Source organism: Clostridium sp. M62/1 (assembly GCF_020736365.1).
In the GTDB taxonomy this organism is placed as follows: Bacteria; Bacillota; Clostridia; order Lachnospirales; family Lachnospiraceae; genus Otoolea; species Otoolea saccharolyticum_A.
The window spans coordinates 3,818,851-3,834,182 of record NZ_CP085988.1 but is presented as its reverse complement, the minus strand read 5'-3'; the positions used below and the strand labels follow the sequence as shown (position 1 = coordinate 3,834,182).

Annotated in this window: 12 protein-coding genes and 1 riboswitch; of the genes, 11 read left to right on the top strand and 1 reads right to left on the bottom strand. The window is 51.2% G+C overall.

Features of this window, described 5'->3' with window-relative positions:
• Nucleotides 1-183 precede the first annotated feature (183 nt).
• The 7 genes from LK436_RS17795 to brnQ all read left to right on the top strand — a co-directional run bounded on the left by LK436_RS17795 (nucleotide 184) and on the right by brnQ (nucleotide 9,498).
• Nucleotides 184-1,476 carry a UDP-N-acetylglucosamine 1-carboxyvinyltransferase gene (locus tag LK436_RS17795; RefSeq protein WP_008399108.1) on the top strand — a complete coding sequence of 431 codons (1,293 nt, stop codon included), beginning with the start codon at nucleotides 184-186 and terminating at the stop codon, nucleotides 1,474-1,476.
• A 145-nt stretch (nucleotides 1,477-1,621) separates the two neighbouring features.
• A riboswitch (SAM riboswitch) is annotated at nucleotides 1,622-1,737 on the top strand.
• A 181-nt stretch (nucleotides 1,738-1,918) separates the two neighbouring features.
• Nucleotides 1,919-3,112 carry a methionine adenosyltransferase gene (metK, locus tag LK436_RS17790; RefSeq protein ID WP_021965489.1) on the top strand — a complete coding sequence of 398 codons (1,194 nt, stop codon included), beginning with the start codon at nucleotides 1,919-1,921 and terminating at the stop codon, nucleotides 3,110-3,112.
• A 369-nt stretch (nucleotides 3,113-3,481) separates the two neighbouring features.
• On the top strand, nucleotides 3,482-3,913 hold the full coding sequence (locus LK436_RS17785; protein ID WP_008399112.1) for a helix-turn-helix transcriptional regulator: 432 nt from the start codon (nucleotides 3,482-3,484) through the stop codon (nucleotides 3,911-3,913).
• A 148-nt stretch (nucleotides 3,914-4,061) separates the two neighbouring features.
• The gene (locus tag LK436_RS17780) at nucleotides 4,062-5,552 is read left to right on the top strand and encodes a sensor histidine kinase (RefSeq protein ID WP_008399114.1); all 1,491 of its coding nucleotides are present in this window, start codon (nucleotides 4,062-4,064) and stop codon (nucleotides 5,550-5,552) included.
• Nucleotides 5,549-6,238: a response regulator transcription factor gene (locus tag LK436_RS17775; RefSeq protein ID WP_008399116.1), complete on the top strand. Its 690-nt coding sequence runs from the start codon at nucleotides 5,549-5,551 to the stop codon at nucleotides 6,236-6,238. The genes LK436_RS17780 and LK436_RS17775 overlap by 4 nt, the downstream gene beginning before the upstream one ends.
• A gap of 154 nt (nucleotides 6,239-6,392) precedes the next feature.
• Nucleotides 6,393-8,036 carry a hypothetical protein gene (locus LK436_RS17770; RefSeq protein WP_008399120.1) on the top strand — a complete coding sequence of 548 codons (1,644 nt, stop codon included), beginning with the start codon at nucleotides 6,393-6,395 and terminating at the stop codon, nucleotides 8,034-8,036.
• 154 nt (nucleotides 8,037-8,190) lie between these two features.
• Nucleotides 8,191-9,498, top strand: coding sequence for a branched-chain amino acid transport system II carrier protein (gene brnQ, locus LK436_RS17765; RefSeq protein ID WP_008399121.1), 1,308 nt, complete (start codon nucleotides 8,191-8,193; stop codon nucleotides 9,496-9,498).
• Nucleotides 9,499-9,640: 142 nt separating this feature from the next.
• On the opposite strand, the gene LK436_RS17760 is transcribed toward brnQ, so the two are convergent.
• Complete coding sequence (locus tag LK436_RS17760) at nucleotides 9,641-9,967, bottom strand: hypothetical protein (RefSeq protein ID WP_008399125.1); 327 nt, start codon at nucleotides 9,965-9,967, stop codon at nucleotides 9,641-9,643.
• A gap of 472 nt (nucleotides 9,968-10,439) precedes the next feature.
• On the opposite strand from LK436_RS17760, the gene LK436_RS17755 reads away from it, so the two are divergent.
• The 4 genes from LK436_RS17755 to LK436_RS17740 all read left to right on the top strand — a co-directional run bounded on the left by LK436_RS17755 (nucleotide 10,440) and on the right by LK436_RS17740 (nucleotide 15,319).
• Nucleotides 10,440-12,101 carry a DEAD/DEAH box helicase gene (locus LK436_RS17755; protein WP_008399129.1) on the top strand — a complete coding sequence of 554 codons (1,662 nt, stop codon included), beginning with the start codon at nucleotides 10,440-10,442 and terminating at the stop codon, nucleotides 12,099-12,101.
• Between the two features lie 298 nt (nucleotides 12,102-12,399).
• Complete coding sequence (locus LK436_RS17750; RefSeq protein WP_021965494.1) at nucleotides 12,400-12,705, top strand: hypothetical protein; 306 nt, start codon at nucleotides 12,400-12,402, stop codon at nucleotides 12,703-12,705.
• A 21-nt stretch (nucleotides 12,706-12,726) separates the two neighbouring features.
• Nucleotides 12,727-13,470, top strand: coding sequence for a response regulator transcription factor (locus tag LK436_RS17745; protein ID WP_044931790.1), 744 nt, complete (start codon nucleotides 12,727-12,729; stop codon nucleotides 13,468-13,470).
• A complete protein-coding gene (locus tag LK436_RS17740; RefSeq protein WP_049932414.1) occupies nucleotides 13,442-15,319 on the top strand; it encodes a sensor histidine kinase in 1,878 nt (625 codons plus the stop codon). The genes LK436_RS17745 and LK436_RS17740 overlap by 29 nt, the downstream gene beginning before the upstream one ends.
• Nucleotides 15,320-15,332 lie beyond the last annotated feature (13 nt).

Sequence of the window (15,332 nt, the reverse complement as noted above, 5' to 3'; positions counted from 1 at the left end):
GGGGCAGATCCGGCGGCGCCTTACTGGCTGTTTTCGGGGGGCTTTGCGAAATAAATGGGCATTAACCTTTACAAATTCTGCTGATATGTTATAATCAGTTAATAAAAAGTCAAGAAAATGTAAGAATCAGCAGAGGTCAGAGACCTGGCATTTGTGTTTTTCAATTATAGATAGAGGTGCAAGATGGAACAGTATATCATGAAAGGCGGCAATCCCCTGGTCGGTGAGGTCACCATCAGCGGAGCGAAAAATGCCGCCCTGGGAATATTAGCTGCATCAATAATGACCGACGAAGAAGTGATCATAGAAAACCTGCCGGATGTGCGGGATATCAATGTACTCTTGGAGGCCATCGAGGAGATCGGGGCGAGGGTGGACCGCATTGACCGCCACACGGCGAGGATTAATGCCAGACACATTAAGGAAGTCAGCGTGGACGATGAGTACATAAGAAAGATCCGCGCTTCCTACTATTTTATCGGGGCGCTCCTCGGAAAGTACAAGAGCGCCGAGGTTCCCCTGCCGGGCGGCTGCAATATCGGAAGCCGTCCCATTGACCAGCACATCAAGGGCTTTCGGGCTCTGGGCGCCGAGGTGGAGGTAAAGAGGGGAGCCGTTGTGGCTCACGCCATTGATCTGGTGGGAAGCCATATCTATCTCGACGTAGTCAGCGTAGGGGCGACTATCAATGTGATGATGGCCGCTACTCTGGCAGAGGGAGAGACGATTATCGAGAACGCGGCCAAGGAGCCTCACGTGGTGGATGTGGCCAACTTCTTAAACAGCATGGGAGCCAATGTCAAGGGAGCAGGTACGGATATTATCCGAATCAGAGGAGTCAGGAAGCTTCACGGAACTGAGTATTCCATTATTCCGGATCAGATTGAGGCTGGTACATTTATGTGCGCAGCTGCCATTACCCGCGGCGACATTATGGTACAGAATGTGATCCCCAAGCATCTGGAGGCCATCACAGCCAAGCTGATCGAGATGGGCTGCGAGGTGACAGAGTTTGACGAGGCTGTGCGGGTGGTTGGAAAGCCCCGCCAGAAGCATATGGATATTAAGACCCTGCCCTATCCGGGATTTCCCACTGACATGCAGCCGCAGATTACAGTGACTCTGGCCCTTGCAGAGGGAACCAGTGTGGTGACAGAGAGTATTTTTGAAAACAGGTTTAAATATGTGGATGAGCTGTCCCGCATGGGCGGAAATATCAAGGTAGAGGGAAATGTGGCCATTATCGACGGCGTGAAGGGCTTTACGGGAGCTACGGTCAATGCGCCGGATCTGAGAGCAGGAGCCGCCCTCGTTATCGCAGGCCTGGCTGCCGAGGGCTACACGGTGGTAGACGAGATCGGCTACATCCAGAGAGGCTATGAGAACTTCGAGGAGAAGCTGAGAGGCCTGGGAGCTATGATTGAGAAGGTCGACTCCGAGAAGGAAGCCCAGAAATTCAGACTCAAGGTGGGCTGATGGAGGAAGGCGCCAACTTCTTAAAGAGGAGGGTACCTGAAGATTCAGACAGCGGAAAAACATGAAAATTTCATAAATTCTCTTGACAGCAGAGAGAGAGTAGGCTATCATACATATCGCAGCAAATTCATAGAGTGCGTAATATCCCTTATTCAGAGTGATGGAGATACAAAGGATCTGAGAAGTCACGGCAACCCCGCAGAAACGGAAGGTGCCAGCCTGAGCGAGGAACCGCATGAGCGGCAAATCGAGCAATAAGAGGAATTGATAGAAATGAGATCAAGTCCGTATTGCTACGGACTTTTTTCTTTGCCTGCAAAGAGGCCAAAGCGGTTTCCTGTCCCGGAAAGAGCATGGAGACAGGGGAGACAGGGCGGTGCAGAGAGCAGGCATAACAGGAGATGGGAGATACGCCCTGGGAAATCAAAGAAGGAGGAACAACGTGGAGAAATTACTTTTTACATCCGAATCAGTTACAGAAGGCCATCCGGACAAAATGTGCGATCAGATCTCCGATGCGATTCTGGACGCTCTCATAGAGAAGGATCCTATGAGCCGCGTGGCCTGCGAGACGGCAGTGACCACAGGCCTTGTGATGGTAATGGGTGAGATTACAACAAATGCCTACGTAGATATTCAGAAAATTGTCAGGGAGACCGTGCGCGAGATTGGCTATGACCGTGCCAAGTACGGCTTCGACTGTGATACCTGCGGTGTGCTGACTGCCATTGACGAGCAGTCTGCCGACATTGCTCTGGGAGTTGACAAGGCTCTGGAGGCCAAGGAGCACAGAATGTCTGAGGAGGAGATCGATGCCATCGGAGCAGGCGACCAGGGAATGATGTTCGGCTTTGCCACAAACGAGACAGAGGAGTATATGCCATACCCTATCTCTCTGGCTCACAAGCTGGCACGCCGTCTGACAGAGGTCAGAAAGAACGGCACCATGCCGTATCTGCGTCCTGACGGAAAGACACAGGTTACGGTGGAGTACGATGAGGCAGGAAAACCGTTCCGCCTGGATGCGGTTGTCCTCTCCACACAGCACGATGAGAAGGTGACCCAGGAACAGATCCATAAGGATGTGAAGCGCTATGTCTTTGATCCGGTGCTTCCGGCCGGTATGATCGACACAAATACCAAGTTCTTCATCAACCCTACAGGCCGCTTCGTTATCGGAGGCCCCCACGGAGACAGCGGACTGACCGGAAGAAAGATCATCGTGGACACCTACGGCGGATATGCCCGTCACGGCGGCGGAGCATTCTCCGGAAAGGACTGCACAAAGGTGGATCGCTCTGCAGCTTACGCAGCCCGCTATGTGGCAAAGAACATTGTGGCCGCAGGGCTGGCTGACAAGTGCGAGATTCAGCTCTCCTACGCCATCGGCGTGGCTCATCCTACCTCCATCATGGCGGATACGTTCGGAACGGGAAAGCTCTCCGACAATGAGCTGGTGGAGATTATCAGAAAGCATTTTGACCTGCGCCCGGCAGGCATCATCAAGATGCTGGATCTGCGCCGTCCGATTTACAAGCAGACAGCGGCTTACGGACATTTCGGAAGAAATGATCTGGACTTGCCGTGGGAGAAGTTAGACAAGGCGGATATGCTGAAGGAGTACCTTCCGAAATAGCAGAAAGCTCATTGCCCGCTTGAAATTCTGACCCTGACCATAAACGCCATGGACAGACTTTGGCGGCAGCCGTTTGGATCATAGGGAATTTCCCTTGTGACTGGACGGGCTGCCGCCCTTTTTATTCTCCCAGAATATCGCTCAGACAGTCTGTGCAATAGAAAACCTCGCCCAGGCAGGGGTACCCTGCGGTTAAATATTTCATAATTTTCTGATTAATTATTTTAGATATAAAATTAAACCAATTATTTTCAAAAAATTTTGAAAATATCTTGAATTTTTGGCGTGAAAGGTATATGCCCTTTATATAAGCAGCAGAGGATAAGACAGAAGAAGGACTTTTGCGAAAGATGAAAGCGGGGTTTTAAGATGATTGAAAAAACAATCGGCAGGATGCCGGCCCCAGGAGAAGCAGTAACGTCCGGAACAGGCAGAAAAAATTCTGCGGGCACCTATATTGTCAGGAAAGCGGTAAAATATATTCAGGAGAACTACAGAAATCGTCTGACACTAGCGGTGGTGGCGGAGCAGCTCTTTGTGAGCCAGTGGCATTTGAGCAAGCTGATCAACCGGTATACGGGAAACAGCTTTTCGGAGCTCCTGAATCAGGTGAGGATTGAGGAGGCCAGAAAGCTGCTGAAAGATCCAAAGAGGCGGGTTGGGGATATCGCCGTGGAGGTGGGCTTTTCAGACAGCGCCCATTTCTGCCACGTCTTTAAACGTCAGATCGGCATATCAGCGGGGGAGTACAGGAACAGGGTGATGAAAGGCCTGATAGATGAGGAAAGTGAGGAGGTCTGAGGAAAAGTATCTGTCGGGAAAAAGTTTAGATAACTTTTAGAAACGGAAGTCTTAAAATATGGTATACTTAAAAGAGCTTAAAAGAGTATGAGAAAACCGTGTGGAGCAGGGGCATCCGGTTTTCTCATATTTTTGTAAAGGAGAAAGTATGAAGATCAAAACGCGTCTGGCTATTGCCTTTATCACAATTACAGTGGTGCCGATTTTCCTCATCTATGCGGCGATTACGGCTCTGAGCAATTATCAGATTCGTTCTTTCCAGAAAACCTACGGCCTGAGCGAGCAGGTAGATCTGCTGTCGGGAAATTCCATGCAGGTGTTCAATCGCCTCACCATAAATACGGAGAAAAAAATCCGGGAGGTGGCGGGGACGGAGCCGGAGAAGCTGGAAACGCCGGAATATTTGGACAGAGTGAACAAGGTTCTGGAGGACAAGTATTCCTTTCTCATGGTGCGCAAGGGAGACCGCATTATCTATCAGGGAGCTTTGGACGGGGAGGATCTGGTCGACGGTCTTCCCGCCTACGGCGATTATAATGGAAACGGGCTGTCGGGAGGAGTTTACCTGGACGGTGAAGAGCAGCATCTGCTAAAACAGATTGATTTCCGGTTTGACGACGGCAGTGAGGGAAGCGCATTCATTGTCACAAATGTAGGCGAGTATATGCCGGAGATTAAATCCATGCTCATGGAGATGCTCCTGGCTGGAATCGCCATCATCTGTCTGACAGGCGGCCTCCTGGTGATGTGGGTGTACCGATCGATTTTATCGCCGCTCCACAGGCTCAGGGAGGCGACACAGAAGATACGGGACGGAAATCTGGATTTCACGCTGGACGTGGGAGATGACGATGAGATCGGACTTTTATGCCAGGACTTTGAGGAGATGCGCCTCAGATTAAAGGAGTCAGCGGAGGAGAAGGTTCAGTATGACAAGGAGAGCAAGGAGCTGATCAGCAATATTTCCCACGATCTGAAAACGCCCATCACGGCCATTAAAGGATATGTGGAAGGGATTCAGGATGGCGTGGCCTCCTCTCCGGAAAAGCTGAGCAAATATATCCGCACGATTTACAACAAGGCAAACGATATGGACCGCCTGATCGACGAGCTGACCTTTTACTCTAAGATTGACACAAACAGGATTCCATACACGTTTTCCAAAATCAATGTGGCTGAGTATTTCTGGGACTGCGTGGAAGAGGTCGGCCTGGATATGGAGACCAGGGGAATCGAGCTTGGCTATTTCAACTATGTGGACGAGGATGTGCTGATTATCGCGGATGCGGAACAGATGAAGCGCGTAATCAACAATATTATCGGAAATTCTCTCAAATATCTCGACAAGAAAAAGGGCATTATCAATATCAGAATTAAGGATGACGGCGATTTTGTCCAGATTGTCATAGAGGATAACGGGAAGGGCATAGCGGCGAAGGATCTGCCCTATATTTTCGACCGGTTCTACCGGACAGACTCTTCGCGAAACTCCTCCAAGGGAGGCAGCGGAATCGGTCTCTCCATTGTGAAGAAGATTATCGAGGATCACGGGGGACGCATCTGGGCCACCAGCAAGGAAGGAATCGGCACAGAGATTCACTTTGTGCTTAGAAAATATCAGGAGGTTATTCAGGAATGAGCAGAATTTTAATTGTTGAGGATGAGGAAGCTATCGCAGAGCTGGAGAAGGATTATCTCGAGCTTTCCGGCTTTGAAGTGGAAATCGAAGACAATGGGGAAACCGGCCTGAAAAGAGCGCTGGAGGAGGATTTTGATCTCCTGATTTTAGACTTGATGCTTCCGGGAGTAGATGGATTTGAGATTTGCCGGAAAGTCAGGGAGGCGAAAAATACGCCCATTATCATGGTTTCCGCAAAGAAGGATGACATTGACAAAATCCGGGGACTGGGGCTGGGAGCGGACGACTATATTACAAAACCCTTCAGCCCAAGCGAGATGGTCGCCAGAGTCAAGGCCCACATGGCCAGATACGAGAGGCTGATCGGAAGCGGGATGCCGGAGAATGAGATTATTGAGATACGCGGACTTAAAATTGACAAGACAGCCAGAAGAGTCTATGTAAATGGGGAGGAGAAAAACTTTACCACAAAGGAATTTGACCTGCTCACATTCCTCGCGCAGAATCCGAACCATGTATTCACCAAGGAAGAGCTGTTCAGCCGTATCTGGGATATGGAATCTCTGGGGGATATTGCGACAGTGACCGTGCATATTAAGAAGATCAGGGAGAAGATCGAGTTTAATACGGCAAAGCCTCAGTATATCGAGACGATATGGGGAGTCGGCTACCGCTTCAAGATGTAGGATGGAGCGGAAAAAGCGGCAGAAAAGCCGACGGCTGCAGGCTGAAACGTATGGGGGACAGGGATAAAGAGCTTATCCCTGTCCCTGTTTTGGTGTGAGAGCAGAGACGGCGAGAGAGAAGAGAAAGGCGCAGAGGAGGATTTGAAGAACGGAGATGGAGAAAGGTACATTTTCAGGAAAAATGCGCGGCAGCTGCAGGCGGAGACAGTCTGAAAATATCCGGGAGCAGAGAACCTGCCTGGAGGATGCAGCGGTAATTGTAGTACTTTTTATATTTTCGCTGATTCTGCTGCTGCTTCTTTTTTTCAGTGTGACGAGAAGCGCAACCGTCTACGGCGGGGCGGAGAAGGTGAGGTTTTATACAGATTCACCGCTGTTTCACCTGTTCGTATTCGCAGTCGTCACCGCTGCGGGAGTGATTCTGACCAGGGAGCAGGAAAACGGAAGCCGCCTCTGTCCTGCACTGAACAGGATTCAGTATAAACGCTGGATGACGATTCTATCCGGGCTGTACCTGATCTGGATTATGGGGATGCTCTTTGCCCCCGCGTCAGATCAGAGGCTGGTAGTGGATTCTGGAAAGGCCCTGGCAGAAGGCGATATGTCGCCGTGGAATCCCATCGGTTTTAAGTACAGCGGTTACAGCTGTGAGGGGTATGCCTACACCTATCCCCACCAGAACGGGCAGATTCTGTACGCGGCTTTGCTGGCGCTGATAGCGGGGGAAAACACGGCTTTTCTCTGGCAGATTTTAAATGTAGCTTTTCTGGCGGCCGGAATGTATTATACGGGAATGCTGGCGAAGGAAGTTCTCCCGCTCAGGCGCAGATATGGACTGACGCTTTTCCTGTCTGCCTTCCTTCCGTTTTCCTTCTATTTTACATTTGCTTACAGTACAGTTCCGGGATTTGCCTGTTCTGCGGCAGCTCTCTGGTACCAGAGATGTTTTCTGAGGGGCGGAGGAAGAAAAAATCTGCTCCTCTCGGCCCTCTCTATTGCGGCAGCTATTCTGCTTAAATCCAATTACCTGATCGTGCTGACGGCTATGGTAATCTTCTTTGCGGCAGATGCAGTATTTAAGCGGAGGGCCGCCTCCCTGCTGGGGGCTGTCCTGGCGGTATCTTTTTATGTTATCAGCCACAGCGCCGTGCTCTTTGGGCTCTCTGCGGCAGCCGGACATCCGGTGGAGGGAGGGCCCCCTATGATAATCTGGCTGGAGATGGGACTTCAGGATGGCAGCCGCGCCCCCGGCTGGTTCAACAATTATAATGTATATATTTATCTCGACAACCATGAGGATCCGGAGCTGACTCAGGCTGCCGTGGAGCGGGATCTGGCTATGACTGTCCAGTATTTTCTGGAACACCCTGATTATACGGCCGATTTTTTTGAGAAAAAGATTCAGTCTGTCTGGGCAGAGCCCACCTTCCAGAGTCTCTGGATTCAGGAGGTGAAGGGGCCGGGGTGGCTGTTTCCGTCGTTTACCCGCTCACTGTTCAGGGAAGGAGGATGGGCGAACGAAATCTACTGGGAGCTGTGCAACGCGCTGCAGAGCCTGATCTACGGGGGAGCGCTTCTGTTCGTAATCTTTAAGGGGGGCAGAGTGAGATTTGAAGGGCTTATCTTTGCGGTGATTTTTATCGGGGGATTTTTGTTCCACCTGTTCTGGGAGGCGAAAGGGCAGTACACGGTCTGTTATTTTCTTATGCTGCTCCCCTATGCCTGGAGCGGGTTTGGAGGATGGATTGCCTGGGTTAATGAGCAGCTGGGAGACAGGGCGAAAGGCAGAAAAACGTGAAGGAAGAAAACTGCTTGCAAAGGAAAGAGAGTACGCCTATAATGTAGGTTATATGTGCCTGCATGCCCGAGAGCCGTCCAGGAAATAAGGGCATGGAGAGGCAAAAGGAAATAGAATAAGTTAAGACTGAAACAAAGGAAAAGGGGAGAATGATATGAATGAAGCACTGAGGGGAAGAAAGCTCCTGATCGTGGGGCTTACTCTGTTCTCTATGTTTTTTGGAGCAGGAAACCTGATATTTCCGCCGTTTCTGGCAGCCCAGGCGGGGACGGCAGTGTGGCCGGCCCTTCTGGGTTTTCTGGTCAGCGCGGTGGGACTTCCTGTGCTGGGAGTGATTGCCGTATCACGTTCAGGAGGTCTTGACAGGCTGGCGGGGAGGGTTCATCCTGCCTTTGCCAGAGTATTTACTATCCTGATTTATTTGTCTATCGGTCCGTGTCTGGCAATTCCCAGAACGGCCAGCACTTCATTTGAGATGACAGTGCTTCCGGTTCTCAGAGACGGGCAGGGGACGGCAGTGTGGCAGCTCATATATTCTGTCGGATTCTTTTTCATAGCCGCACTTCTGGCTCTCAATCCGGAGAGACTGACCCAGAGGCTTGGAAAGATTCTCTGTCCGGTACTCTTATGCCTGATTTTTCTTCTTTTTGCAGGAAGCCTTTTTACAGCCGGTCAGACAGCGCCTGAGCCTGCGGCCGCTTACAGCGGGGTTGCACCTGTAAGTGGATTTCTGGAGGGATATCAGACAATGGATACCATTGCCGCTCTGAACTTTGGCATTGTCATTTCTCTGAATATCAGGGAGATTGGGGTGAAAAGCGAGAAAGCAGTGATGAGTTCCACAATCAGGAGCGGACTGATTGCCGGCGTTCTGCTTGCGGTTGTATACATTGCCCTTGCCTACACCGGAATCAAGGCAGGGCCTTCTGCCCAGAGCCTTGACAATGGGGCCAAGGTGCTGACCTTTGCAGCCGGAACCATGTTCGGAAGCGCAGGGGAGGCGATCCTGGGTGTGATCTTTTTTATCGCCTGCCTGAATACCTGCGTCGGGCTCCTGAGCTGCTGCAGCGAATTTTTCTGTCAGCTTATCCCGGTGCTGAAATACAGGATGTGGGTGCTTCTCTTTGCAGCGGTGAGCGTTGTGGTGGCCAATGCAGGCCTGACCAGAATCCTTGCCCTGTCTACCCCGGTGTTGAACGCCATCTATCCGGTGGCCATTATGCTTATTTTCCTCTCCTTCTTAAAAACTGCAACGAGAGGAATGTACCGCCTGGGCGTCCTGTTTACGGGAATCGTGAGCGTGTTCTATGCCTCTTGGGGCGCCGGGATCGCTATCCCGGGAGTAAATGATATGATGGTTCTTCTACCCGGCTACAGCCTGGGACTCGGATGGATCCTGCCGGGAATTGCAGGACTGGCCATAGGCCGGGTGACGGACAGGAGTGCGCTGCCGAAAGAGTAGAGACGACAGGCCTATAAAGAAAAATAAGACGACAGCCTGCTTCCCTTCTCTTCTGTTGGGAAGCAGGCTGTCTTTCTGCCGCTCAGGCCTCGTATTTATCCTCTGAACACAGCCGGAAACTTATTTTGGACCTGTTCTGAATTCAGTTTCGGCAATGTCTGTGATGTCCGTTTGCGCCGGGACTGTTCTGCCCGGGACGGCAGTATGTGCCGCCTCCTGCCCCATCACAGGAACCGTCGCAGTATCCGTTCTCATGGGCACCTGTGCAGTAAACGGAATCGCCGTGCCAGTGAAGTCCCGTTTCCTCACAGTCCTCAAAGCTGCAGACCGCCGGACATAATGCTCTCTGCTCTTCCCCACAGCAGGTTCCTCTGCCATGGTGGGCGTAGGCAGGGACGGCAAAAGTCCCGGCAGCCAGCAGGCAGAAAACCCCGGAGATCAGACATTTTTTTACTGCTCCAACAGACATAAAAACACCTCCTTGGAAGATAGAATCCTGGCAGACAGACGATTGAAGTCCTGGCTTTCTGCTGTCTGCTTCAGGAAACCGAACGATGGTGATACTGTTATTATAGCACAGTTGACGCGTTCGTCCAGTGATTGACAGAAATAAGATTTTCTGATATAGTAAACTGGACGTAAAAGCGGGAAGGTTCAAGAACTGAAACGGTCTTGAATCTTTTTTTATTTAACAGGAAATTCTGTTGAATTTCCTGTTAAATAAAAAGCCCGCCGGGCGGGAACGCACTGGGTTGGAAAGGAATACGGCTGCTTTGCAGCCCCGCCGCAGGCGGAGAATCCTGCAGAGCAGGATTCTTTGTTCGATTAAGGACAGTATGCTTTACAAAAGTTTTCCGAAACTTTTAGACAGGTAAAAATAAGAGGGGAGGCTGTCCGGCAGGAAGGGCAGCCCCCAGACGGTAGCTTTAGAAAGGAACAGAATGGAAACAATCAGATTTGAAGAATTAAACCTGGACGCAAAGATTCTGCGGGCAGTGACGGACATGGGGTTTGAGGCGGCGTCCCCGATTCAGGCGAAGGCGATTCCACTGGAGCTGGAGGGAAAGGATATTATCGGGCAGGCCCAGACGGGAACAGGAAAGACTGCCGCCTTTGGTATCCCCCTTCTGGAAAAGATCGATCCGAAAAATAAAAAGCTGCAGGCAGTTGTGCTCTGCCCTACCAGAGAGCTGGCAATCCAGGTGGCTGAGGAGATCCGAAATCTTGCAAAATACATGCACGGGATCAAGGTACTTCCCATTTACGGAGGTCAGGAAATTGTAAAGCAGATCCGCTCATTAAAGGATGGCGTGCAGGTGATTATAGGAACGCCGGGCCGGGTGATGGATCACATGCGGAGAAAGACCATCAAGTTTGGCCAGGTACACACCGTTGTCCTGGACGAGGCGGATGAGATGCTCAATATGGGCTTTCTGGAGGATATGGAAACCATCTTAAGCGAACTGCCCGAGGAACGGCAGACGGTGATGTTCTCCGCCACCATGCCGCAGGCTATTGCCGAGATTGCGAAGAAGTTCCAGAAGGATCCGGAAATCGTGAAGGTAGTAAAAAAGGACCTGACAGTTCCCAAGGTAACCCAGTATTACTACGATGTAAAGCCGAAGAACAAGCTGGAGGTTATGTGCCGCCTTCTCGATATGTACGCTCCCAAGCTGTCTGTCGTCTTCTGCAATACGAAAAAGCAGGTGGATGAGCTGGTGCTTGCCCTTCAGGGCCGCGGCTACTTTGCAGAGGGACTTCACGGGGATTTAAAGCAGGTGCAGCGTGACCGGGTCATGAACGGCTTCAGGAAGGGCCGCACGGACATTCTGGTGGCAACGGATGTGGCTGCCAGAGGAATCGATGTGGACGACGTGGAGGCTGTGTTTAACTATGACATCCCCCAGGACGAGGAGTATTACGTTCACCGCATCGGCCGTACCGGCCGGGCAGGAAGAGAGGGAAAGGCCTTCAGCCTTGTGGTGGGCAAGGAGGTCTACAAGCTCAGGGATATTCAGCGCTACTGCAAGACCAAGATTGTCCCTCAGCCGATTCCGTCCATTGACGATGTGACAGAGATCAAGGCGGACAAGATTCTCTGCCAGGCGGAGGAGATCCTCCAGGACAATGACATGGATCGTCTGATCGACATTATTGAGAGGAAGGTTCTCGAGGAGGACTATACCACCCTTGATCTGGCGGCAGGGCTTCTCCGGATGATCATGGGTGAGGATAATGAGGATATTATCGAGGATTCCCGTCCTCTGCGCTCCCTGGATGACCTGGGTGACTGGAGAGACAGAAATTACGGCCGCGGCAGAGGCTCCAGATCAGGCGGACGGGGAAACCGTTCCGGCGGGGATGACATGGCAAGACTGTTTATCAACATCGGAAAGAATCAGAATGTGAAGCCGGGAGACATCCTGGGCGCTATCGCGGGAGAGTCCGGAATGCCTGGCAAGATGGTGGGAAGCATTGACATGTATGATAAGTATACCTTTGTGGAAGTTCCGAGAGAGCAGGCGGACATTGTGCTTCAGGCCATGAAGGATGCGCGGATCAAGGGCAAAAACATCCATATCGAGAAGGCAAACAGGAGATAAAAAGAAATAAACAAGCAGAAATAACAAGGCAGAACCTGAAAGAAAAAACGGAAAGACAAAGTAAAAAGCGGAAATAGATAGCGAAAACAGAAAGCAAAAATAAAAAGCGGAAATAAAAAGACGCAATAAAAAGGCTGGAAGCTGCAGACGCCGGGGAGAGGCACCTGCAGTTTCCGGCTTTTTTCGCGTGGCTCCGGCGGCGCGCGCCTCGTTTTCTTTAGAATTTCTTTCGTTTTTTATGCAGGCTGTGTTTAGATTTCCCCGCTATACTGTCACTGACAGAGAGGAGGGGGAAGAGATGAATTATGACGGGCTTATAACGGCAGTGCTTTTCGTATTTGCCGGCATAACGGCAGTGAACCTTGTGATTCAGTTTTTTCAATTTGCGGCAGAGGAGAGGAAAAAATGTAGTATAATCAGAACAGAGCCGAAAAACATAAAAAAGGTGAAATTTTGCGGCAGCTTATCAGGGTACCGTCAGGGTAAAACGGGCGGCTGTATTTGTGATACAGAGCTTCCGGCAGCTGCGGCCCTGAACGGGCAGAGGGGACAGGCAAGACAGGCGGCCAGGCAGCCAGTATGTCCCGCGGGGCAGAAAATATAAAAGACGGAGATGAAAAGGGATATGGAAAAGCAGACAGGCGCGGATGCAGGGCACATTCTGATTGTGGAGGATGACAGAGAGATCAGGCAGGGCATCGAAATTTTTCTGAGAGGCCAGGGATACAGGGTATTTCAGGCAGCAGACGGAATAGAGGGGCTCAGAGTGATTGAGAAGGAGGAGATCCATCTGGCTATTGTAGACATTATGATGCCCAGAATGGACGGAATCACAATGGTCATAAAACTCAGAGAGCAGTATGATTTTCCGGTTATCTTCCTGTCAGCCAAGTCAGAGGAGGTCGACAAGATTATGGGACTCAACATGGGAGCTGACGACTATGTGACTAAGCCGTTCACTCCCATGGAGCTTCTGGCCCGGGTCAATTCCCAGCTTCGCCGCTACCGCCGGTTTATGAAGCTTCTGGAAGAGAAGGAAGCAGGCGGACAGGAAGAACAGGATAAAAATGTCTACCGCATCGGCGGACTGGAGTTAAATGAGGACACGGTGGAGCTCTTTGTGGATGGCTCACCGGTGAAGGTGACGCCCATGGAGTTTAAGATCCTCCTCCTTCTCATGAAGAATCCGGGACATGTGTTCTCGGCGGAGGAGATCTATGAGCGCGTATGGAACGAGCGGGCCGTCAATATTGACACGGTGATGGTCCATGTGAGAAATATCAGGGAAAAGATCGAGATCAATCCCAGAAATCCAAAATATTTAAAGGTGGTGTGGGGCGTTGGCTATAAAATTGAGAAGCAGCAGTGAGAAACAGATTTTAAAGGATGAAGGCAGAAACTGTGGACGGAACCTGAAGGGCAGAATTATGGGGCTTTTCCTGGCTCTTTTCCTGGCGGCCGCCGTAGCGGGAGGAGTGATGGCCTTTTATCCCTGGCTGTCAAAGGAGATGCAGGCCGGAAAGACCATTGTGCCTGCAGAGGAATGGGAGAGCGGGCCGGAAGAATACGCGGGCAGTGCGGAGAGCCTCTATGGGGAGGAGACATACGTCTATCCCGGCTATGATTACTATGTGGAAAGCCGGGACAGCTCCTCATACGAAGGCTATGTAATCTATATGGAGGATGAGGTATGGGTTCTGCCTGGCTATATCAGAGTGGAGGATGCCCTGGAGGCCATTACTCTGGGGGCTGCAGTGCTGGTGGTGCTCCTGGCCTTCTTTCTGGCAGCAGTCCGGTATTTCCAGATGACGGACATCCTGATTTTTAAAATGCCCTTTGAGCTGATGGTTCTCACTGGATTTCTGATCTTCGGGATTTCCATGGGAAGCGGGATGGGCCCCCAGATGGCCTGCGCCGCCCTGAGCGGAGAGAGCATGGCTCTCATGAGCGGCGGATATTACCAGATGAGCCCTGAGAGCGCTGAAACCGTGCTGGCTGCAGTCAATTATGCATCCTGGTTTTTCCTGGCCCTGACGCTGTTCTGGATGGCGGAGACGGCTGCCTCCTTCTTTACCCTGGGACCGGCCAGATGGTTCAGGGAGAGGACGCTCACCGGAGCATTTCTGCGGTTTTTAAAAAGGTTTGCCGTGAACAGCTACAGACAGGTGGAGAAAATAGATTTGAGGGAGCGCTCCACAAAGACGCTTATCAGGATCGTGGGAATCAATTTTGTCCTTCTCACTGTATTCTGCAGTCTCTGGTTCTTTGGGATTTTCGGGCTGATCGTATACTCTGCAGTCCTGTACCTGATTCTCAGAAGGCTGTATGACCGGATGCAGGAAAAATATAAAATCCTGCTCAGAGCGACGAATGAGCTGGCGGAGGGAAATCTGGATGTGGAGATCACAGAGGATCTGGGCGTGTTCGAGCCGTTTCGGGATGAGATACAGAAGATCCGGACAGGCTTTAAAAAAGCAGTGGAGGAGGAGGTAAAGAGCCAGCGGATGAAGACGGAGCTGATAACCAATGTCTCCCATGATCTGAAAACGCCTCTGACGGCGATTATTACTTATGTAAACCTTTTAAAGCAGCCCCAGCTCACGAAGGAGGAGCGGGAGGCGTATATTCAGATCCTGGATCAGAAGTCCATGCGGCTGAAAGCACTCATAGAGGATCTGTTTGAGGTCAGCAAGGCCAACAGCGGAAGCATTGCCCTGAACCTGGTGGAGGTGGACGTGGTAAGCCTGATGAAGCAGGTAAGGCTGGAGCTGGACGACAGGATGAGAACGAGCGGGATCGATTTCCGGTTTCAGCTGCCGGACAGAAAGATAAAGCTCCTTCTGGACAGCGAAAAGACCTACCGGGTATTTGAAAATCTGCTGATAAACATTGTCAAATACGGAATGCCGGGAACCAGGGCGTATATCGAGATAACGGAACGGGAGGAGGAAGGCCAGGAAAAGACAGGCGAGGTTCGCGTTGCCATGAAGAATATCTCTGCCGCGGAGCTGTCTGATGACGGACGTGATCTCACAGACCGTTTTGTGAGGGGAGACCAGTCCAGAAACACAGAAGGCTCCGGACTGGGCCTTGCAATCGCCAGGAGCTTTGTGGAGCTCCAGGGAGGAAGATTTGAACTGGAGACAGAGGCAGATCTGTTCAAGGTGACGCTGATGTGGAAAAAAGACGGGGAGAGAGAAGAGACGGCTTTCTCATAATACAGAGTACCCG